This window comes from Fulvivirga lutea (assembly GCF_017068455.1).
Classification (GTDB): domain Bacteria; phylum Bacteroidota; class Bacteroidia; order Cytophagales; family Cyclobacteriaceae; genus Fulvivirga; species Fulvivirga lutea.
Window position 1 is genome coordinate 2701590 of record NZ_CP070608.1, and the last position, 23610, is coordinate 2725199.

The following is a 23610-nucleotide window of genomic DNA, read 5'->3' on the forward strand; positions in this document are numbered from 1 at the left end:
CTCAAAGATATTACGGCTTACTATCTTAAAATTTCTTTTGTATATTCAGCTTTTATCTATGGTTACTTATCTGGTTTCGGTTTTCATATTTGGCTACATCCTCATTTCACTCGAGGAAGTCATTAAAATTAACAAGACTGCAGTTGCATTATATACAGGAGTAGTTTCCTGGGTAGTTTATGTAGTTAATAGTGGTCATGTAGATGATTTCGCTGGTGAGCTTACATTGCAGCTTGGTCATATTTCAGAAATTCTGTTCTTTTTGATGGGAGCGATGACCATCATCGAATTAATCGATATACATCGAGGTTTTGATGTTATCACCAATAGAATAAAAACAACCAATAAGCGAAAATTGCTTTGGCTTATTGGGGGTATTTCATTTTTCCTATCAGCATTATTAGATAACCTTACAGCCTCCATAGTAATGATCTCACTTCTGAGAAAACTGATGGATGATAAGGAAGACATTAAGCTTTATGCCGGAGTGTTAATTATTGCTGCAAATTCTGGCGGTGCATGGTCACCAATAGGTGACATAACTACGACAATGCTTTGGATAGGAGGGCAGATAACAGCTGAGAATATTATGGCTTCTTTATTTATACCCAGTATTATTAGCCTTTTAGTACCGCTCATAATACTTTCTTTTACTTTGAAAGGGGATCTACACAGAGTCGAAAATGAAGATGAACATCCTAAGAAAAAGGAAAAGATTCGAGGTAGTAAGCAAATGCTTGTTGGCGGTCTTGGGGCGCTAATATTTGTTCCAATTTTTAAATCTATAACTCACTTGCCACCCTACATGGGTATGTTGCTAGGTCTATCTGTAGTATGGATACTGTCTGAACTTATCCATTTCAGAAAAGATGAGCAGGAGAAAAAGCCATACTCAGCAGTATATGCGTTAAGCAAAATTGATGCGCCTAGCGTGTTGTTCTTTTTAGGAATTTTATTGGCTGTAGGGGCTTTGGAACATGCTAATATATTATACGGACTGGCTATTTGGATGAGCAGCACCATAGGAAATCTTGATCTGATAGTATTTTGCATGGGTATCCTTTCTTCTATAGTTGATAACGTGCCATTGGTAGCAGCTACGATGGGAATGTATTCCTTGGCTGAATTTCCAGCAGACAGCCAATTGTGGGAGTTTACTGCTTTCTGTGCAGGTACAGGTGGTAGCATATTAATAATTGGCTCAGCAGCTGGTGTAGCTGTAATGGGCATGGCAAAAGTAAGTTTTGGCTGGTACCTCAAAAAAATATCTCTACTCGCCCTTGCCGGATATTTAGCCGGAGCAGCCTATTATTTGCTTGTTAATAGTTGGTTGTAACTTTGAATTATGAAAAGAGCAATTAAAATAATCATCGGCCTCCTTTTAATAATAAGCTTCACTATTGGGCTCAGCATATTCTTTCTAAGTGAAGATTTACCTAAAGGCACTCAAGGTCCAAAAGCTGAAGAGTTGGCTGACAAAATGTTGAAGGCTCTAAATAAACCTGCTTGGGATTCTATAAAGGTAGTAAGCTGGTCATACCCGCGAGGACACGATTACGTTTGGGACAAAGAAAATAAATCTGTTAAAGTAAAATGGGATGATTATGTGGTGGTAATTAATACCGACACAGAAACAGGCGAAGTTTATGAAGCTGGAAACAAAGTAAATGATGATGATCTATTTACTACAGGCCTGAAATATTTTTATAATGATTCATTCTGGCTGATCGCACCTTTTAAAGTAAAAGACCCGGGCACAATCAGAAGTATTGTTAATTATGAAGGATCTGACGCTTTGCTAGTACAATATACTTCAGGCGGAGTAACTCCTGGAGACAGCTATTTGTGGATTTTAGATGAAGAGCATAAACCAAAAGCATGGAAATTTTGGACGAGTCTTGTTCCTATTGGCGGAATGGAGTTTACCTGGGAGAGATGGGTAAACCTGCATGGCGCTCAAATAAGCACATTCCATGACGGTATCATCGATATTGAGATTAGCAATTTAAAATAGCCTGGTTATTCTAACCTGCGATTAATCGTTCTAATCTGCAAATCAAGACTTTCACATGTTTGTTTGATATTGTTTATGATTCGAGCTTTCTCTGCTGTATCTAATGATTTGATTTCCAATAAGTGAATAAGCCCAAGCATCGTAGCTACAGGTCCTCTTATTTCATGTGAGTTTTGAAAAATATAATCAGATATAACACTTTTCTTTTCTTGTAATTCGCTGCTAACATCTTCTATTTTACTTAATAATGCCTCGTTAAGTCTTTTTATCTCATTATTTCTAATCTCAATTAATTGACGCTGATTTTCAACACTTTCTAGTGTTAACTCAAGCTCATATTTAGATTCCAAAAGTTGTCTGTTCGTTTCTATTAAACGAAGCTCAAATTGGCTGTTTTGTTTTTTAAGAAATAATAAAGCACCATTAATAAATAAGTAAATAACAATAGGTAAGAGCTTATAAAAAAACTTATTCTCGATAACAATGGGAACGACATCTGCATTATCCGATGCGAACTTTATCATCAAATCATCGATAAACAATAGAATGGTAAAGTAATAGAAAATTCCAGCCATATACATCCATTTATTTTCTTTGAAAGAAAATAAAACTGAGGGCGCCAGTGATCCGGCTACAACGGCATATGGAAACCAAAAAAAGTATTCATTAATAATTTTCCCGAACAAAAATTGAAACAATAGGATAATTGAAATCGGAAAAAAAGACACCAGAAATTTAGATGCTTTATAATATTTATAGTGATAGCAAAGTAAGGAAACTAAACTAACCAGAATTAAAAGAATAGGGCTGGCTGAGATATAGTTCGGGAATGAACTTAAATTTTGGAGTGCATCAAAGATTAAAACCACTACACCAACCACGAAAATTAACCAGGTGATGATCAATGTTAATTGGCGTATTTTCGTTTCAGAAGAATAGTGCGATTCTATATTCACTTCAATAATCTAGTTGCTTAAGTGTTGTAAAGATAATTTACTATCAGTAAAATTAAGCTAAACAAACAAATGTCTATGAAAGATAAAATAGCCTATATAACTGGCGGAAGTAAAGGTATTGGATTTGGAATAGCAGAAGCCATTCTGAAAGAAGGAGGGAAGGTTGCCATAACATCCCGATCAATGACTTCTGCCGAAAAGGCAGCACAGGATTTAAAAGACAAAACAGGTAACGAAGCTGTCTTGGCCATCGAAGCTGATGTGAGAGATTTAAATTCACAAATGGAAGCAGTTAAAAAAATAACAGATAGCTGGGGAAGAATTGATGTAGTTGTGGCAAATGCTGGGTTAGGGCATTTTGGTTCTATTGAAGATTTGAGTTTAGAACAATGGAATGAGACAATTGATACAAATTTAACGGGCGTCTTCACTACAATAAAATCGACAGTAGAAGCTTTAAAAAAATCTAAAGGCTTTTTTATTACTATAAGCAGCTTGGCTGGTACTAATTTTTTTGCAGGTGGTGCCGCATATAATGCCAGTAAATTTGGGTTAACAGGTTTTACGCAGGCTGTCATGTTAGATTTAAGAAAATACGGTATAAGAGTAAGCACGATTATGCCCGGTTCAGTAGCCACATATTTTAATGGACATACACCTGGTTCTAATGATGACTGGAAAATACAAATTGAAGACATTGGTGAAATGGTGGTGAGCTTAGTCAAACTAAATCCACGAACCTTACCAAGTAAAATTGAAGTTAGGCCTAGTATGCCGCCTTCAGCTTAACGTGAGCAATAATCTGGAGGGTTAAAAATTAGTTTAAACGTTATGACAACGTTCATTCATAATTTAATAATACTCACTGATATCAATGAGTAAAGAAATAGCTAAGTTTGCAGTTTCAAAAACTTGTAAACTTTATGTTTCGATCGAAGGCCTTTCTTTCATTAGTATTTCTATTTTTTTCCTTTTTATTATCTGCACAACCAACTCCTCCATCTGATTTAGAAGGTAGTGCGCTGAGGTCTTGGCTCAAAACGAATTGGTATGACGGATTTCACACTGAATTAAGCTACAGCCAGGCCAGGATTGCAATGTATGGTACAATAGATGTTGAGACTGACGGCCAGGTTTACTGCGTATATTCGGGTTTCAATCAATCTTCTGATGCAGTTTCCTTCTTAGATCCTATTAATGCAGAGCATACTATACCTCAAAGTTTTTTTGGCTCAAGTTTACCTATGCGTTCGGACATACACCACCTTTTTCCAACCCACATGAATGTGAATTCAGCACGTGGTAGTGACCCATTTGGAGAAATAAATGATGCTTCTACTGATACTTGGTATATTGGTAATAGTTCTGGAATTCAAACATTATCATCAATTCCTTCTTCCAATATTGATAACTACAGCGAGGATACAGGTTTTCTATTTGAACCTCGTGAAGACCATAAAGGCGATTTGGCAAGGGCGGTCTTTTATTTTTATACTGTTTACCCTTCGCAAGCAGGACCAATTGAAGATATTGTTGATGGTGGGGATTTAAATATATTATATGAATGGCACCAGAACGACCCTGTTGATGCTTGGGAAACCCAAAGAAATAATAGAATAGAGGCTGCACAAGGAAACAGAAACCCTTATGTAGATTATCCAGATATTGTATGTAAAGCTTGGGGCTTTTCTTGTTCTACTACACCCACTCCCATAATAACTCTCAACGAATCCATTACTGATTTTGGAACCGTAGCTTTTGGTAATGTTTCTACAACTCAATCTTATACCGTTTCTGGATCAGACTTAACGGCTAATCTTGAAATTAATGTGTCTAGTAATTTTCAAATAGCTGAAATAGATAATGATGCAGACTATACCAATGCAATATCAATAACACCTACTAGTGGTTCTGTGACTAACAAAACAATCTTTGTTCGGTTTAATCCAACTTCGGATATAAATGGGACGGTTAATGGTCAAATAACACATTCCTCTTCTGGAGCTTCTAATGTAAATGTAAGCTTATCCGGAGTAGAACAGTCGGATGTTCCACCACCATCGTTAAATTTATCAGAAAGTAGTTTAGACTTCGGGACCATAGCATTTGAAAGTGCATCGACAGGCCAATCTTATATTATCAATGCAACTAATCTAACGGCAGACCTTATTATTACAAGCTCTAGCAGCTTTGAGGTTAGTTTAGATGATGTAGATCAGAGCTATGGCAACTCGTTGAGTATAACACCTGAATCAGGTTCAATTACCGATCAGCAAATCTTTGTGCGATTCACACCAGCATCAAATGTTAACGGTTTAATTGAAGGAACAATTTCTCATACCAGTTCAGGACTTAGTGAGCAGATAGTCACTGTTTCAGGAACTGAAGAGATCGATACTCCAGCTACACCTGAGATCAATTTTAACTTCAGTCAGTTGACGGTTCGTGATGGTGATTCTTATGAAGTGAAACTCTTTGCGGATGTGGCACCTGCACAGGAAATGATTGTTACTATTAGCCAAAATAGTTTGGTTAATATGGACTTATCTGATTTTACCACGACACCGGCCAGTACCAATAGTGAGTTAGAGCTGACCTGGGAATCAGGTACTACAACTGCATCTTTCCGTTTTCAGGTAACTAATGCAGAATTGTTTTCTGAACCTTCCTCAAAATCAGTTGGGTTTGTTATTAATTCATCATCAAACAGTAGTTATTCTGTAGGTACGAATAATAGTATCACACTATTTATTGAAGGTGATGTTGTGAACTCGCTGAATGACAAACAAAAAAATACATTTCTTACATACCCAAATCCGGCCAGTGAAGTTGTATTTGTACAAACAAAAAGTGCTCAATTTCAGTATTCTATTATCAATTTAACGGGTAAAATTGTGTTAAATGGATATAATAAAAATGACTCTTTAATTGATGTAAGTAGTTTATTTTCAGGTACTTACATACTTCAAGTTATCACCGATAATTCTATAAGTTCACAACTTATACTAGTGGAGTAATATCCTCACACTCTCTTAACATTTTAGTAACGTTTCGTGGTTTCTTTATTACATGAGAATCGTGTAAATTGCAACCCGTTTTTAGACTATGTAAAAACTTTTGTTTCGCAACTAACTAAACCACTATGATAAAATTTTACGATTCAATTAAACTTATTATATGCATTCTTCTGCTGTTTTTTGTAGGAGGGAATGTTTTCAGTCAGACCACAAGCCAGTTGGGCGGAGGTATAATAATTAATGAGGTATTGGCTGACCCTAATGGCGCGAATAATTTTGACACTGATGGCAGTGGAACTTTTGACACTAATGATGAATTTATAGAATTACACAATTTATCTGGTAGTCCTATTGATATAACAGGATGGGAAATTTGGACTGGTAATACATTTGCAGAGCACGTTTTTGCTAGTGCGACTATACCAGCAGGAGGTTATGCAGTTGTTATTTCTGGTATTTCTGCTGGAGGAGATATCGCCAATATCCCTGGAGATGTTGTAGTTGTAGCTTCTGGATCAATGTCTCTAAGTAATACTTCCGATGTTATTATTTTATATGATCCAGTAAATGATGAACATATAAAGTTCGTTTATAATGGAAATACTGATACTGATTTTGAAACGACTAATTCTACTTCTATATTAATTGGTTCAGCAGAATCTACAAGTGATTCTGACGGGCTCTCCATGTCAAGAGAATTTGATGGTAGTACAACATTTGTAAATCAGACTCCAACACCAGGGGAATTAAATGGTACACCTCCGTGTACTGCACCAACATCTCAAGCTTCAACGTTAATGTTCGCTTCGGTTACAAATAATAGTATGGACTTAAGTTGGACAGGAGGTGACGGAGATGCGGGTGTAATTGTATTGGCTAAAGAAGGTAGTGCAGTAGATGCAGATCCAGTAAGTGGAACAACTTATATAGCCAATTCAGTATTTAGTACTGGTGAGGAGATTGGTACAGGAAATTTTGTGGTTTATGTAGGTGATGCAGATGCTGTTTCCCTCACAGGATTAACTCAGGGAACAGATTATCATTTCGCAGTTTATGAATATAATACAACAGACGTTTGTTATTTAATACCAGCCCTTATTGGAAACCAGTCAACAACTACTTCTTTAGATACGGATTCTGATATTACTGCACCCGTTACTCAAGTGGCTGCAGGTACCATATCTTCTGTAGCTAATGCATCGGGTGATGCAGTAAGCGTGTTTACTTTTACAATTACTGACTCCAATTCCGGTGACGGACAGCCTACCTTAGTTAATTCTGTCGTTATTGAACGTGGAGCCAATACAACAGCTGCAGACTGGTCTGGTATTATTGAAGGAGCTAAATTAAGTGACGGTACTGATATTACAGTAACAGGTGTAACCATCAATGCAACAGACATTACTTTTGATTTAGTGGGTAATGAATATTCAGTTGCCAATAACTCCTCTCAGGAAATTACACTTCAAATTTGGTTAGCTACTTCTGTTACAGATCAAGATGTGTTGGAATTTGAAATACCAACAAATCACAGCTTTGGTGCTAATGCAAGTGGTTCAACCTTTGTAACTAATTTATCTTCATCGATTACTTCAAATTTACAAACTGTTGAGGTTGAAGCTACTGATTTTAGCTTTGACGTTAATAGTAGTGTGCAAGTAAGTTCTGATTTTGAGTTAACTGTAACAGCTGTAGATGCTAACGGAAATACGGATTTAGTTGCAAGAAATGTGACAATTAGTAGAAATGCTGGTACGGGTAATTTAACGTCAGGTAGCGTTGGACTGGGAGCGTTGGCGATGACAGATGGCGTATATACTTGGTCTGACTTACAATACGATGTAGCAGAAAGTATTACAATTGACGCAACTGATGATGCGACAGTCACAACAACATCTGCTGCTATTGAAGTTTTTGAACCAGTTTCCGGTGTATTTATTTCTGAATATATTGAGGGTGGTGGTAATAATAAAGCTGTAGAAATTTATAATGGATCTGGAGGAACAATAGATCTTTCAGAATTTGTAGTTGGTCTTTATGCGAATGGATCACCTACTATTGGAAATAATTTGACCTTATCTGATATTCAGCCAACATTGGCTGATGGAGAAGTATTAGTTATATCTAATGCAAGTTCATCACTTGCTGAAATAATCTCAGAAAGTGATATTACAAGTGACATAACCTTCTACAATGGTGATGATGCCTTGGGTTTGTTGCAAAATGGAGTATTAATTGACGTGTTTGGTGAAATAGGGAATGATCCTGGTTCTTCATGGACTGTGGGTGGTGTTTCTGGAGCTACAGCAAACAAAACATTGGTTAGAAAACCAGGAGTGAGCACGGGAAATAATGTAAACTTATCTTCTTTTGGAACTTCTGCATTAGATACTGAATGGATAATATTAGATCAAGATAATGCTTCAGACATTGGTTCACATACTGTATGTTCTGCACCATCAGTTCAGACTTCAGCAGTTAATTTCGGGGCTACAGATGAGTCTTCAATGAATATTAATTGGACTCGCGGTAATGGAGATAAGGCTTTAGTAGTAATGAAGGAGGGAAGCGCTGTAGATTTAGCACCAGTTTCTGGTAGTGATTATTCAACTGCAACCTCAATATTTTCGGATGCAATAGTTGATTTAGGATCAGGAAACATAGTTGTATTTGATGGCGCCTCTACTGATGAAAATGTAACTGTTACTGGATTAACACAAGGCACAACCTACCATGTTGCTGTTTTTGAATATAACTCATCAGGGAACTGTTTTAACTTTACTGCTCCGGCAAATGGTAACAATGCAACTTCTACAAATGCTGTTTTGACTGTTGTTGAGTCAATTACGGATTTTGGTAGTATTGATAATGGAAATACAAGTGCTTCACAGTCATTTACAGTGGAGGGATCAGGTTTAACTACTGATATTGAAGTGACTGCACCTACCTATTTTGAGGTTTCAACTGATGATGCTACTTACTCTAACTCTGTTACTTTAACTCAATCTGGAGGTATTGTAACAACAACTACAGTTTTTGTGAGATTCGTTCCTTCATCTGGTTCTAATTCGGCACAAGGAGGAGATTTGGTTATTTCTACTGCTGGGGCAACAGATGAGATTATTGCTTTAACAGGTACTGAGACAGGTAATGGTGCTCCATATACGGAAGATTTTAGCAGTTGTGTTGATCTTAATGGCTGGAATGCACAAAGTGTAATTGGGGCACAAGTTTGGAGTTGTACAACTTTCGGAAATACAGGTGATGGAGCTCAAATGAGTGGTTTTCAAAGTGGCGTTGGTGCTCAGGATAATGAAGATTGGTTGATTTCTCCTTCTCTGGAATTAACCTCAATATCAGCTCTATCTTTTTGGTCAAGAGCTGCTTTTCCAGGTTTGTCAATAGAGGTTAAAATATCCAGTGATTACACAGGTACAGGTGATCCAACATTAGCAACATGGACTGATTTAGCTCCAACTTTACCAGCAATTGATTCTGATGTATGGACAGAAACAGCAGGAGTTGACTTATCATCGTTTGCAGGTAGCGAGAGATACATTGCTTTTGTGTATTATTCAAACCCCTCTGATGGTGCGGCCAGATGGACTATTGATGATGTAACAGTAACAAATGCTGAACTTTCAATAACTCCACCAAGTTTAACAATCGTAGAGTCTCTAACTGACTTCGGTTCTGTGGATAATGGAAACTCTTCAGCTTCACAGTCATTTACTGTGGCAGGTGCTAATTTAACAGATGATATTACGGTTACTGCTCCAACAAATTTTGAAGTTTCTACTGATGATGTTGCTTTCTCAGGTTCTGTAATTCTAACTGAATCAGGAGGTACTGTTTCTACCACTACGGTATTTGTAAGATTTACTCCGGTCTCGGGTTTTAACAGTGTCAAGTCAGGTGATCTAACCATATCTACTACAGGTACAGCAATTGAAACTGTGGCGGTTTCAGGAACAGAATCAGGAAATGCAGCTCCAGTGAGCGACCTGTTTATCTCTGAATATATTGAAGGATCTAGTAATAATAAAGCGCTGGAAGTTTACAATAATTCAGGTGCAGTTGCAGATTTATCCCTGTACAGAATAGTTAGATATAATAATGGCTCAACCACGGCTTCTGATACATTAGAATTAGCAGATATAGGAGCCACCCTTGCGGCAGGGGATCTTATAGTTATTGCCAATCCAAGTGCAAGCACTGATATTTTGAATGTAGCAGATATCACTTCAGAAATCACCTTTTACAATGGTGACGATGCACTAAGGTTATACAAAGAAGACCAACTAATTGATGAATTTGGAGAAGTAGGTGTAGATCCAGGTTCTGCCTGGGATGTGGCCGGTGGTTCTGGTGTAACAGATGGCGGAGCTACAGCAGAATTCACATTAGTACGTAAATCGAGCATAATGGCCGGTAATCCAGTGCCGTTGGGTTCCTTTGGAACAAATCCAACTGATTCAGAATGGACTGTGTTTGCACAAGATGATTTCAGTAATTTAGGATTCCATGTAATTGATGGAGTTACCTCACCTTCTTTAACTGTTACTGAATCTTTAATTGATTTTGGCTCTGTTGATAATGGTAGTTCGTCTACGTCACAATCATTTACAGTTGAAGGGGCAGATCTAACAGCAGACATTACAATTACTGCAACTACTAATTTTGAGGTATCAACAGATGACGCTTCATTTTCAAATACAGTTACTTTAACGCAGGCTGGAGGTATTGTATCAACTACTACCATTTTTACGAGGTTTACTCCTACATCAGGCTTTAATAGTGTTAAATCAGGAAGTATTACCATATCCACTTCAGGCACATCTAGTGAGGTGATTGCTGTATCTGGGACTGAAACTGGTAATGCGGCTTTAGCAAGCGATTTATTCATTTCTGAGTATATTGAAGGATCAAGCAGCAATAAGGCTTTAGAAATTTACAATAATTCTGGTGCTACTGCCGATTTAAGTCTTTACAAGATTGTGAGATGGAATAATGGTTCAACTACAGCATCAGATACCTTAGAGTTAGCTGATATAAGCCCTACATTAGCGGCAGGTGGTATTTTAGTTATTGCCAATCCGGATGCAATGCAATCTATTTTGGATATAGCTGATATAACATCAGAGATCACTTTTTATAATGGTGATGACGCATTGAGACTTTATAAGGAGGATGCTGTAATTGATGAATTTGGAGAAGTAGGAGTTGATCCTGGATCAGCTTGGGATGTTGCTGGCGGAAGTGGAGTAACAAATGGTGGTGCAACAGCTAACTTTACCTTGATTAGAAAGTCTAGCATAACAGCAGGGAATCCCGCTCCACTCGGTTCTTTTGGTACGACACCTGAGAATTCAGAATGGACAGTTTTGGCTGAAGATGATATAAGTAACTTAGGTTTCCACGCAATTGATGGAGTTGTTTCTCCAGTGATCGCTGTTTCTGGTACAGTGAATGATTTCGGTGAAGTAACAAATGGTGAAGTATCTACTTCCCAGAGTTTTAGTGTATCTGGAACGGACTTGAATGAAAATATTCTTGTTACAGCTCCTTCTTCATTTGAAGTATCATTAGATGATAATACATTTAGCCAGTCTTTGGAATTAAATGAAGTCGGAGGTACTGTATCAGCGGTTACTGTCTTTGTAAGATTCAATGCTTCTTCTGGATTTAATGGATTAAAGAGTGGAAACGTGTCGTTAACATCTTCTGGTGCGTTGACACAGAATGTAGCTGTTTCAGGAACTGAAATAGGGAATGCTGATATTACACCTATTTCTGCTTTAAGACCTGTTGATGCAAATGGCAATCCAACAGCACTTGGTAATGTTGTTACTATTCAAGGAACTTTACTAGGGTTTAATAGTAGAACGACTGGTTTTCAAATTGCTATAAATGATGGAACAGGAGGACTTGTACTTAGAGAAACTTCTGGTACTATTACAACAGAAACTTTAACTGAAGGCGATGAAGTTGAAATAACTGGTACTGTAGGTTTCTTTAATGGTACAACGCAATTAGATAATATTACTGCAGTTGAAGTGTTATCAACCGGTAATAGTAGAGTTTCCCCAACATCAGTCACTAGTCTAGATGAAACAACTGAGCAAGAGCTAATTCAATTAGATGATGTGACTATAGATGATAGTGAACAATGGGCAGGTGCTGCCAATTATACTGGTTCAGGGTTTAATATGAATATTACCTTCAATGGTGGAAGTTCAACTGGAATCATGAGAATAGAAGATGATGGCGATTTACACCTTAAGACATTTGAGGAGGTATTTGGAACTCAGACTACAGGAATAACTTTAGTAGGTATTGGTGGTCAGTTTGATGATAGTTCACCGTACACAGAAGGATATCAAATTCTTGTTTATCAAGAATCAGATATTAATCCAGAAGAAGTTGTTCCAGGCTTAACTATCAGCGAAACTTCATTAGACTTTGGCGATGTATTCGTTGGGGAAGAATCAGAAGTATCTACGTATACATTAATTGCTTCTGATTTAACAGATGACATGAATGTATCAGTACCTGAAGGATTTATTATTTCACTTGATGAGAATTTCCAGGGAGCATTTATTGGAGATGCAACAACCCCATTAAATATTCCTGCTGCTGCAATAAATGGTGTTACAGCTACTGTTTATGTGAAGTTTGTACCAACTACTGTTGGTTCAGCAAATGGTTTTTTAGTACACTCTTCAACCGGGTTTGAGTCTCAAGACCTAGCTGTGAGTGGTAATGGAACTGATCCTACAACTGGTCTTGACGAATTAGGTAAGTACGGAATTTCTGTATATCCAAACCCCGCAGAGCAAATGATCAGAATTGCTATACCTGAGTCGTTTGGTTCTGGTGATATCAACTTGATCAACTTAACAGGAAAAGTAGTAAGAAAAGGAACAATAGGTTCAATGACAGAAATGAATGTTTCTGATTTGAATAATGGTATCTATATCTTGCAAATTGCAAACGAGCAGACTGTAATAAACCATAGAGTGGTTGTGAAATAAGTCAGTAGTAACTGAAATCGAAACCCTGACCAATTCGGTCAGGGTTTTTTTGTATCTTCATTTTCTTAACTCCTAAAACATGTTTGGATTATTTAAAAGCAAACCGGAATTACCAAAGGTCAACTTTAAAGTTTATAAAACTGAAGTGGCTAAATACAAGGCTTTGGCGGAAAACTTAAGGGAAAAGGCTAGTGACAAAGTATTATTAGGCTGTTTTTTTAAGGACACAGAGGAAGAGCTTAACAAGCTATTGAGAGCAGCCAATGTAGCTGTGCGTTTTACCAACTTCACTACACTTGAATACATATCCAACGAGAACAGTTTTGATGAAGTAATTATAGGTGAGCTTCATCCATTAAAATCAAGGTTTTATGATGTGGTATCCTACTATGAAAAGAGTCCTTCCATTATCTGTTACACTTCATTAGACAATCCTTTCTTTGAGCAATTAGGAGGAGGGAGGTTGCCTGCTTTAATGGATAGTCTTGGAATGGATGAATTTGAAGAAATTAACCATTCTATGGTTGATAAAGCTATTTCAAGAGCTCAAGAAAAGGCAGATAGTAAAATAGAAGTTGAACAATTGGCAGACTCTTTAAGTGAATGGATGAAGCTTAATTTGCCTGAAACAAACTCTTAATTATTGCTAAATGTAGCACTTACAGGTCTATGGTCAGAAATATTTTCAAAATAGTTGGAAACAGTCTGATCAAGCAATAATGTTTCTGAGTTCACTAAATTGTCAAACAGCTCATTTGTTATTAAGATATGATCAAGGTGGCTAGGCCAGCTAGGATAACTCCAGTTGGAATTACTACCCTCACCAATTTCAAAATCTGCAAATAAATAATTCTCACTGTTAGATAGGAAGTTATCAAAGGGTCCATCACTAATGTCATCATTCCAATCCCCCAGAACTATTACATTCTGTGTAGGGAGGTTGTTGTTAATATATTCTTCAAGATTAATTGATGCCGCTTCTCTACGATTGGCGTCCTCCGAACCTGTAGTGCCACAGCATTTTAAATGTATATTTATGAGTGTTACTTCAAGGCCAGAAACGTGCGTAACAGTTGTTAAAACAGGCTGTCTAGGAAATGTGTCACTATCATCATTATATATAACTGACAAGTTACTCGCAGAAGTTATTTCCGATGTTTTGTATAAATATGACAACTCTATAGCACCTCTTACATTGTACAAAGCACCTTCCCATTCAGTAAGCAGAACATCCAATTGTTCAAAAGATGCGATATCATCAATTTCCTGAAATGCAATAACATCTGCATCCATATTGTTAATAATATCTGCAACTGAATTAACTGTGGTAGATCCTACTAATGGGAACTTCTTAACATTCCAAGTAACTACTGTGAGCGTTTCTTCTGTATCAGTATCTGTAGGCGGATCAGAAATATTAATTCTTAACTCGTTATTCCTATCCAGTTGGATAAAATCAGATGCGTCTGTAAAGTTGAACTTCACTTGCTCTTCATCTGAATCATTGTCAATGATTGCTGTTACGGAAAAGTTTAGTACAGAATCACCCTCCACAACAGGCATTGAAAATCTGCTATTTTCATCTATTGTCAAGTTAATAGAGTAATCCTCATTTAATACAGCATCACCCGATAGCTCCAATTCAATAAATCCGTTATCCTCAACTTTGCAATTAAAAACTACAAAAACCTCAACGGATTGTGATTCTTCAATGGTTAATAACGTTTTTTCGAACCTTGGGGTATATACTGTTCCCCCGAGCACAATTGTCTCATTTACATCTTCAGATGAACATCCTACAATAAGCCCGGAAGCAATTAATAAAATTAGTCTTATCATTTCTTACCAATAAAAATTATAGAAGGGTAGTGGTCGCTATACCCATTCTGGTAAACGCCATAGGAGAAAGTTCTGAATGGAGCTCCTTGGTTTTGTCCTTTAGCCTCACGCATATATTCTCCAGCAAATACCTTAAACGAATTCGGAATGTAATAGTAATTGGTAGCCTGATCTTTTAACAATGATTGAGAGATGATAATTTGATCAAACAAATTCCAGGCACCTCGATAAAACAAAGTACCTAAACCATCTTTAAAGGTATCTCCAGAGGCATTATATAACATTCCGTTTTCTAGTTTCTTTTCCTTGTTGTCGGCCATCAGTACTTTCTTCACACTCTTGTTGGAAGGGTCATCATTAAAGTCGCCCATTAAAACAATTTTGGCATTTGGATTTATACTTTGAACAGAGTCTACTGCTTTTCTCAGAATTTCAGCTGCTATTAAACGCTTGTCTTCCTTACCACCTCTACGTGAAGGCCAATGATTAACAGCTACATGTAGCGTGTCGCCATTATACAATCCCTTTACCCATAGAATATCCCTTGTTTTAAAATCAATATCTGACGGGTCTTTAAAACGCAAAGTTCTTACGTCAAATGGGGTAAATCGACCTTGTTTATATATTAACGCCACATCTATTCCTCTTGCATCTGGCGAGTTAAAATGTACAATTTGATACCTTTTAAGTTTTAAATTATCAGTTTGAATTAAATCTTCTACTACTTTCCTGTTCTCCACCTCGCATAAACCAACTATATCCGGTCCATAGGCCATGTCAGCTATTACCCTTGACATATTCTCTAATTTGGCCTGATACCTTTCTTCAGTCCATTCTCTTTCTCCTGAAGGTAAGTATTCTTCATCCTCAATGGCAGGATCATCTTCCGTATCGAATAGGTTTTCAAGATTATAGAATGCAATAGTCCCGATCGGAGTATCTTGAGCGGAAATGCTGAAAGAAAGGATAATAAATAACAAGCAACCAAGAGTAAATCTCATATTAATAACAGCCATTTTAAATTTTCGCACTGCAATTCTAAGACAAAAAAGCTGCCAATTAAAATCACAGGACTAAGTTAACGATTTGGTAATAAGTAATTTTTGAAAGACAATAAAGAAAAGATAGTTTTGCAGGTTGAAATTTTTACCTAAACCACAATAAATGTTAAAACGCGTACTCTTTTTATTATTTATAGGCTTAAGCGGAATATCCCTAGCACAAACGGGGAATATTTCAGGTAGTGTCATTGATACTGACACCAATGAGCCTCTTATTGGTGCAACCATTTTAATTAAAGGCACCAATAAAGGAAGTATCTCAGATTTAAATGGTCAATATCTTGTAAAGGCTGTACCTGCTGGCAAGCAAACGGTATTAATAACTTACATAGGTTATGAAGAAGTTGAACAGGAAATTGAGGTGCTAGCAGACCAAACAACCGAAGTGCCACAAGTTTCAATGACCTCTACGGTAGTAGGCTTAAAAGAAGTTGAGATTTTTGCCTCAGTAGTGGAAGACAGAAAAACACCTGTTGCCGTTTCGGCCATTAATGCCCTAGAGATTGACGAACGATTTGTAGGAACAGACGTAGCTGATATTGTTCAGAATACCCCAGGCGTTTATACAATTCAAGGTGCCGGAGGTTATGGTGATCAAGAGGTTTATATTAGGGGCTTTGACCAATCGAATATTGCATTTCTTGTGAATGGAATCCCTGTTAACGATATGGAAAACGGCCGAATGTTTTGGTCGAACTTCGCAGGTTTAAGTGAAGTTACTAGACAACTTCAGGTGCAAAGAGGATTGGGTGCTTCTAAATTGGCCATTAGTTCAATTGGTGGTACAGTAAATATGATAACCAAACCTGCTGAAAGAAGTGAAGGTGGTAGGATTGAATATCAGACAGGTACTGGTTCATGGAATCAACGTTTACGATTTACTTATAACACTGGTTTGTTAGATGGTGGTTGGGCCGTTAGTTTTCAAGGCTCAAGAACAACAACAGATGGTGGATTAGCTGGCTTATCATCGCAAGAGCAAGGCAGTGTTATTCCTGGCGCATTTACAGATGCTTGGTCATATTACCTATCAGTGTCTAAAAAGATAAATGATCAACATTCATTAATGTTTTGGGGCTTTGGTGCCCCAGTGAACAGAGGTACTGCATGGGTAGTTGATGAAGCTACAAGAGAAAAGTTTAACATAGATGAACCTAATGCAAGTAATTCAATTGGAATCTATCAAGGTGAGTTGTTTAACCATCGCCAAAATAAAATACATAAGCCATTAATGGCATTGACACATTTCTGGGATAAGGATAGAAACACATCTTTAACCACATCTTTTTATGCATCATTTGCCGATGTATATTCTACTCAACCTGTTGATCAGCAAGAAAGCTTGTTTCTAAATGATCGAACACCAGGCAACCCTGAGCTTACAGGTGTTAACTTGATAAATTGGGATTATCTGGCTCAACAAAATAGAGCAGATGATAGATTTAGAGAAATTCAGTTTCCTAATGGAGATTTTAATACACCATTGTTAGAGGGTTACGAATCACGGTATTTTATAGAATCACGACATAATAATCATAAATGGTATGGGCTTATTTCAAACTTTAAGAAAAGTTTGGGCAATTTAAATCTTCTGGGTGGGGTTGACTTAAGATATTATCGCGGTCAGCACTTTGGAAGAGCCAATAATTTAATTGGAGGTGACTTTGTTTTGAATAGAAGTGAGCGTTTTGATGATGATTATAACAAACTTATTACAAGCACTGTGATCAACGCACCTGATAATGCAGAAAACATATATGGAGCAGTTGTTCGTGAAGGGGATAAATACAGATATGATTATGAAGGAGTTGTAACATGGGGAGCATTATTTGCACAAGCAGAATATACAATAAATAAAACTACCGTTTTCGCGACTATCTCAGGTACTCAAACTAGTTATAAAAGAATAGGTTATATGTGGAATGCAAGACCTGCCTTCAATGATAACTCATTGGGCGAATCGTCTACAAAATCTTTTTTAACTTATACAGCAAAGATTGGAGCATCATATAGGCCAACTAATAGACATCAATTCTTTGCAAATGCAGGAAGGTTTACAAGACCTCCATTTTTTGATAATGCATTTATAGATTCGAGATATAGTAATAATTACAACCCAGCGTTGAAGTTAGAAGATGTTAATTCTGTAGAGGGTGGTTATACTTACAATACAAGTAAAATTAGAGCAAGTGTTAATTATTATTTGACGTATTGGAATAATAGAACGACAACTTCTGCTTTTAATAGTGGTGATAATGACGCTGGTGGAAACCCTATTGATCTAATACCTGGTGATTTAACACCTACCATTTTCAATGGTTTGATTTCAAGGCATGAAGGAGTAGAGCTAGATTTTAAATACAATGTGACATCTAGCCTCGAACTAAACGGCTTCGTTTCTTATGGAGATTGGAAATGGGATAATAATACAACTACAACTACAACATTTGTAACAGAAAGTGGAAATGAGCAGACTGCAACATCACAAATTAATCTAAAAGGTTTATCAGTAGGTGCATCAGCACAAACTGCAGTTGGTATAGGAGCGCACTACAAAGGAATTAGAGATACATACATTGGTGCTCGTTGGAATTATTTCGATCGTATATCAGTAAGGTATTCCCCGGAAGATGCTGAAACTAATCCGAATAACGATGAAATTCCTTTTGTTACTGCGGATCAAATTAATGATGCATTTCCTGCTTACAGTACATTGCAAATATATGCTGGTAGATATTTTGACGTATCAGATAAAATAAGAGGTAGATTATCTGCAAGTGTGCAAAATGTATTAAATGAAAAGTATGTTAGATGGTCGAGCTATTTCAGTCAGCAATATCAAAATGCATACGGCTACCCTAGGACATACACTATAAGTTTAAGTTTTGATTTTTAATAATATGAAGAAGTATATACTATTAGCTATAATTTCGACTGTCGTATTTTTTATAGGGTGCGATGAAGAAGATATACTAGATCAATCAACAGTATCTTATTATCCAAGAGTTGGAACTGTAGTAGATGAACCGGAAGTTGGCGACACATTAGACATAACAGTTACCCTTGAACTTAGTACGAGGTTGCAAAATGCATCTTCCGCATTTATTAGCAGTCAATCTTTGAATGTTGCTTATGGTCAGGGTTTTATAACCGAACCAGAACCAGTTAATGGAAAAATTGCTGTTGTATTTAATGAAGACGAGACCGAAAGTAGTTTTAAGATTAGAGTATTTAATAATGAGCAACTGACAGCAGCAACTACAATTAACTTTATCATTGACTCTTTTAATGGAGGTATTAATTCTGCTGGTCAGAAAAAATATACCCTAAAGTTATCTGATATTGACGAAGGAGGATGCAATCAATTTGATCAAGGAACTGTTTTGAGAAATTATACATTTGGCGATTGTAACAGATTTGCTACTCCTGATGGTTTTGTTGAACTATTTGCAGAAGGTGCTAAAACGGATAGAGGCTGGGGCTGCGATGATGGTGGAGTCAACGCAAGTGCATTTGGAGGATCTGCAGGTTCTGATGATGCATATTTAATAATTGAAGAACCATTTAATCTGGATGAAATAGGAAATGTACTTATTAGCTTTTCACTTTTGTCAGAATTTGATGGTGAAGGAACTGTAGACTTAGTTTATAGCCCTAATTATAACGGTTCTGAAGATCCCAATGAGGATGGAACAGTATGGATTAGTTTGAAAGATGTGAGGGAGCAACTCCCAGGAGATGGTTCAAACACGTTAGTGCAAGTATTTTCGGCACCATGCATTGATAAAGGTAGTAGTGTATATTTTGGTTTTAGATACTATGATGCACCTGCTAGTGATCCCGCTTCATGGTTGATTGATGATTTGGTTTTCATGAAAGATGATGGAGAAGAGCCCATTTTATTTACAGAATTCTCTGTTCCGTTCGAAGACAATTTGGATGCATGTAATGATTTTGCCATACCAGGTAACTTTATTCAGTTGAGAGTTCCTGGATCTAAAAGTGATAGAGGATGGTATTGTGATGGAAATGGAGACGGTGGCTCTCAAGCGCTAAAGGCATTTGCTAGTGGCGGGGCAGCTGGTGCTATAGATGCTTGGTTAATTTCTAGAATTCCATTTGATTTCAGTGATTTGACAAAGGCTTTTACCAATTTCGATATAAAAGTTAATTCAGAGGGCGATGGCCAATTGAATGTTCTTTGGTCTGAAAATTATTCAGGCACAGGTGACCCTAGCTCATTTTTTACTGCAGAAAATGCAATTGCCGTAACTTTGCCATCAGCGTCATCAACATTTACCAATATTGAAGTGGATTTAACCGAGGCAGCAGGAAAAGTAGTGTATTTAGCATGGCAGTTTAAAGGGGCTACAAGTGCAAATTCAGTAGACTTCAATTTGGATAATATTGCTGTAACTCCACAAACTACAATTCTAACGGGGTTATTAACAGAGGATTTTAATGTGTGTAATGAATTAAATTCATTTTCTGAGTTTAGTGTTTCTGGAGCACAATCTTGGGATTGTACTAATTTCGGTCGAGATGACTCAACAGGAGCTCAAATGAGTGGGTTTAGTGGTGGCGCTCAAGATAATGAAGATTGGTTAATATCTCCATCATTTGTGCCTGCAGGAACTTCAACATTGATTTTCGATGCGCGTACAGCATTTAACGGACCCGCTATGGAAGTTAAAATATCAACAAACTACGGGGGTAGTGGTGACCCCAGTACAGCGACATGGACCGACCTATCGGTGACTTTGCCAGCGGAATCATCTGATACATGGACAACAGTTGATGGTATAAGCTTAAATGCTTTTAATGGACAAACTGTTCATGTAGCATTTGTATATTATTCTTCGACCGCTGATGGAGCTGCAAGGTGGACTTTGGATAATGTTGTGGTTACAGAATAAATTGAATTTAATTTATAAACAAAAAAGCAGGCAAATTACCTGCTTTTTTTATTTAACTCCAAAACCATTCATACAATCGTTTATTAAACCTCTTCAATCTCTACAAATTTATCTTTTTTATTGGGTGATTTAGTTTCATCAACATCATCTAGTTTAAACGTAATAGGAAGAATGATACGTTGTTTTACTGCTTTACCATCCTTCATGGGAGCACTCCATTTTCCTGCAACTTTTACCGCGTTAGCTGCTGCCATATCACATGCTTCGCCAATACCTTTTACCACTTGAACTTCTTCAACGCTTCCTGTCTCGTTCACAACAAATTGCACGTACACCTTTCCTTGTATGCCTGCTTTTTTGGCTTCTTCAGGATATCTAAGTGCTTGGGCTATTTCCTTATAATACGCATCAAAACCACCTTCTGGCATAGCTGGTTGGTCAACTATGGTGTAAATATCACCTTCTTGTAATTGGGCTTCTAAAGTTTCAAATGTGCCATTTTTGTTAAAGATTACACCGATCTTTTCCTCTTTTTTAAAGACCTCGATATGCACAATGCTATTTGGATCAAGGTCTTTTAAATTAGATAAAGAATGATGAGTAGTGCCTGGTGTTTCGATATAAGCTAATTCAGCTCCAGTGTATTTTTGTTTTAATTCGTTAAATGTAGGCTGAAGTGATAGAGGAACTTCCGTCTGAGAGGCTGTTTGCATTACATTATCTACATCCTTATAAATTTCATCATTGCAGCTAATAACGACTGCCATTATTACGATTAAAGGCATTATTGCCACTGCTTTCCATTTATTTACTTTTTGTTTAATTGTATTAATCATTTCAATTCTTTTTAGGGTTTTTGATTTACTAAAGTGATGGCCAATAGAAAGGTGAGCTTGCGCTAAAGCCATTTTTGCCAATAATTGTTTGTATTTATCCGTGTCTTCTTCGGATGTAACGGCATCGTCCGCCAGATATTCATGTACATCCTGTATTTCATTCCTAAAAAGCCAAGAAATTGGGTTGATCCACAAGACTATTTTAGCGAGCTCAATTAGTATAATATCCAACGAATGGTTCTGTTTAATATGTACTAATTCATGTGCTGTAATTCTATTTTTTTCATTGCTATTCAGCGATACACTATTATCAAAAAAGAGAATTTTGAAGAAGGTGAAAGTGGGTAATGTACCATTAGTGTAAACCAATGTGAAACCATCTTTTTTTGTCTTATCTGTACTAGTTGAAAAATAGAACCAGCATACCTGCGCTAATTGAAAAGCAAAGATTTGAAGTAAAATAACGCTGACAATCAAATACCCATACTTTAAATAAGTAATCCAAGTTCCTGCGTATGATGAATCTGATGATACTTCAGAGCCTATAACGATTTCTGGTAAAACGGTTGTCTGAATTGTCTGAACAAAAGTGTACTGCTCATTTAATGCGCCAAATTTAAAGAGCGGAACTATAAGAGTACTCATTGTTGCAACTAGTAGATAGTTTCTTCTAAACTTAAAGTCAGTTTCGTTTTTAAAGAATAAAAAGTACAGTATTCCAAAAATCAAAAGGCAGATATTGGCCTCAATAAAATAGTTAATTAGATTATTCATCATTTTGGGTTTTTATATCAGATTTCACTTCGTTGAGAAGTTTTTCTACTTCTGTTACATCTAAATCATTTTCTTTTGCGAAGAAGGAAACAAGGTTTTGAAATGAACCACCGAAATATCCGCCTAAAAAGTTATTCAAATAGAATTTACTGTACTTGTCTTTTTGAATTAGAGGATAATATTCATGGGTTTTACCATAAGCCTGATGACCAATAAAACCTTTCTGTTCTAAAATTCTCACAATAGTAGAAACGGTATTGTACGCTGGTTTAGGTTCCGGAAGCTTCTCAATGATGTCTTTTACAAATGCTTTTTTGAGTTTCCAAAGCACCTGCATTATCTGTTCTTCAGCTCTTGTAAGTTCTCTCATACTAATAAAATAGTTTATCAACTATAATATTAGTTAAAAGATTATTCAAAGCAAAATATAAGAATCTAAAAATCTCTAATTAGTATATTCTGTAAAGGCATAAGAGACAAGATTAGAACCCATCTTTAACGCTTGCTGACGCTTTTCTTCGGGATCGTTATGTATCGACTGATCTTCCCAGCCATTGCCTAAATCTGATTCATAGCTGTAGAAACAAACAACTCTACCTTCAAAAATTAAGGCAAGTCCCTGAGCAGGTTTGCCATCATGCTCATGAATTTTTGGAAGTCCATCTGTAAAGTCAAACTTCTGATGATAAATAGGATGGTCGAATGGCAGCTCTACAAACTCCAACTCAGGAAAAACCTTTTTCATTTCCAGGCGAATAAATTGGTCTAGTCCATAATTGTCATCAATATGCAAAAAGCCACCTGCTTCTAAATAGGTTCTTAGGTTTTCAGCATCAGTACTACTGAAAACAACATTACCATGGCCCGTCATATAAATGTAAGGATAGAGGAAGAGCTCAGGGCTGCTAACATCAACACTTTCATCGTCTTCATCGAGATTCATGTTTAACTGTTGGTTACAAAACTCTGCTAGATTAGGGAGTGCTGTTTTATTAGCATACCAATCGCCACCACCATCATACTTAAGTTTGGCTAGTTTTAACCTGTCCTGCGCTTGTATATTGTAGACAGAAATTAGAAGAGTAATGATTAAAAGCTTTTTCATAAAGTATAAATCAAAAATAGGAATCACACAGACAAGTTTTCGATTAAACTACATTTTT

The 23610-nt window shown here is 36.7% G+C and carries 14 protein-coding genes; 8 read left to right on the forward strand and 6 right to left on the reverse strand.

Going from position 1 to position 23610, the window contains the following annotated elements:
• Window positions 1-58: 58 nt before the first annotated feature.
• Entirely contained in the window at window positions 59-1336 is a 1278-nt protein-coding gene (nhaD, locus tag JR347_RS12085; RefSeq protein ID WP_205720863.1) for a sodium:proton antiporter NhaD, read from the forward strand.
• Window positions 1337-1345: 9 nt separating this feature from the next.
• Window positions 1346-2014, forward strand: a complete 669-nt coding sequence (locus tag JR347_RS12090) for a hypothetical protein (protein ID WP_205720864.1) — start codon at window positions 1346-1348, stop codon at window positions 2012-2014.
• Between the two features lie 5 nt (window positions 2015-2019).
• Here JR347_RS12090 and JR347_RS12095 read toward each other — a convergent pair whose 3' ends face one another.
• Window positions 2020-2970: a hypothetical protein gene (locus JR347_RS12095; RefSeq protein ID WP_205720865.1), complete on the reverse strand. Its 951-nt coding sequence runs from the start codon at window positions 2968-2970 to the stop codon at window positions 2020-2022.
• A gap of 69 nt (window positions 2971-3039) precedes the next feature.
• On the opposite strand from JR347_RS12095, the gene JR347_RS12100 reads away from it, so the two are divergent.
• The 4 genes from JR347_RS12100 (at window position 3040) to JR347_RS12115 (ending at window position 13661) form a co-directional block, all read left to right on the forward strand.
• Window positions 3040-3759, forward strand: a complete 720-nt coding sequence (locus JR347_RS12100; RefSeq protein ID WP_205720866.1) for an SDR family oxidoreductase — start codon at window positions 3040-3042, stop codon at window positions 3757-3759.
• Between the two features lie 134 nt (window positions 3760-3893).
• Entirely contained in the window at window positions 3894-5987 is a 2094-nt protein-coding gene (locus JR347_RS12105; RefSeq protein WP_205720867.1) for an endonuclease, read from the forward strand.
• 125 nt (window positions 5988-6112) lie between these two features.
• Window positions 6113-13021: a lamin tail domain-containing protein gene (locus tag JR347_RS12110; protein WP_205720868.1), complete on the forward strand. Its 6909-nt coding sequence runs from the start codon at window positions 6113-6115 to the stop codon at window positions 13019-13021.
• 79 nt (window positions 13022-13100) lie between these two features.
• On the forward strand, window positions 13101-13661 hold the full coding sequence (locus tag JR347_RS12115; RefSeq protein WP_205720869.1) for a preprotein translocase subunit SecA: 561 nt from the start codon (window positions 13101-13103) through the stop codon (window positions 13659-13661).
• Here JR347_RS12115 and JR347_RS12120 read toward each other — a convergent pair.
• Window positions 13658-14860, reverse strand: a complete 1203-nt coding sequence (locus JR347_RS12120; protein ID WP_205720870.1) for an endonuclease/exonuclease/phosphatase family protein — start codon at window positions 14858-14860, stop codon at window positions 13658-13660. The genes JR347_RS12115 and JR347_RS12120 overlap by 4 nt on opposite strands.
• Window positions 14857-15861: an endonuclease/exonuclease/phosphatase family protein gene (locus JR347_RS12125; protein ID WP_205720871.1), complete on the reverse strand. Its 1005-nt coding sequence runs from the start codon at window positions 15859-15861 to the stop codon at window positions 14857-14859. Before JR347_RS12125 ends, JR347_RS12120 begins: the two co-directional genes overlap by 4 nt.
• 163 nt (window positions 15862-16024) lie before the next feature.
• Between JR347_RS12125 and JR347_RS12130 the strand changes: the two genes are divergently transcribed.
• Together JR347_RS12130 and JR347_RS12135 are read left to right on the forward strand one after the other, a co-directional pair.
• Window positions 16025-18817, forward strand: a complete 2793-nt coding sequence (locus JR347_RS12130) for a TonB-dependent receptor (protein WP_205720872.1) — start codon at window positions 16025-16027, stop codon at window positions 18815-18817.
• 4 nt (window positions 18818-18821) lie between these two features.
• On the forward strand, window positions 18822-20837 hold the full coding sequence (locus JR347_RS12135) for a choice-of-anchor J domain-containing protein (RefSeq protein ID WP_205720873.1): 2016 nt from the start codon (window positions 18822-18824) through the stop codon (window positions 20835-20837).
• Window positions 20838-20920: 83 nt separating this feature from the next.
• On the opposite strand, the gene JR347_RS12140 is transcribed toward JR347_RS12135, so the two are convergent.
• The 3 genes from JR347_RS12140 to JR347_RS12150 form a co-directional block, all read right to left on the reverse strand.
• Complete coding sequence (locus JR347_RS12140) at window positions 20921-22450, reverse strand: M56 family metallopeptidase (RefSeq protein ID WP_205720874.1); 1530 nt, start codon at window positions 22448-22450, stop codon at window positions 20921-20923.
• On the reverse strand, window positions 22440-22817 hold the full coding sequence (locus JR347_RS12145; RefSeq protein ID WP_205720875.1) for a BlaI/MecI/CopY family transcriptional regulator: 378 nt from the start codon (window positions 22815-22817) through the stop codon (window positions 22440-22442). The genes JR347_RS12140 and JR347_RS12145 overlap by 11 nt, the downstream gene beginning before the upstream one ends.
• Before the next feature lie 75 nt (window positions 22818-22892).
• Window positions 22893-23552: a DUF4159 domain-containing protein gene (locus JR347_RS12150; RefSeq protein WP_205720876.1), complete on the reverse strand. Its 660-nt coding sequence runs from the start codon at window positions 23550-23552 to the stop codon at window positions 22893-22895.
• Window positions 23553-23610 lie beyond the last annotated feature (58 nt).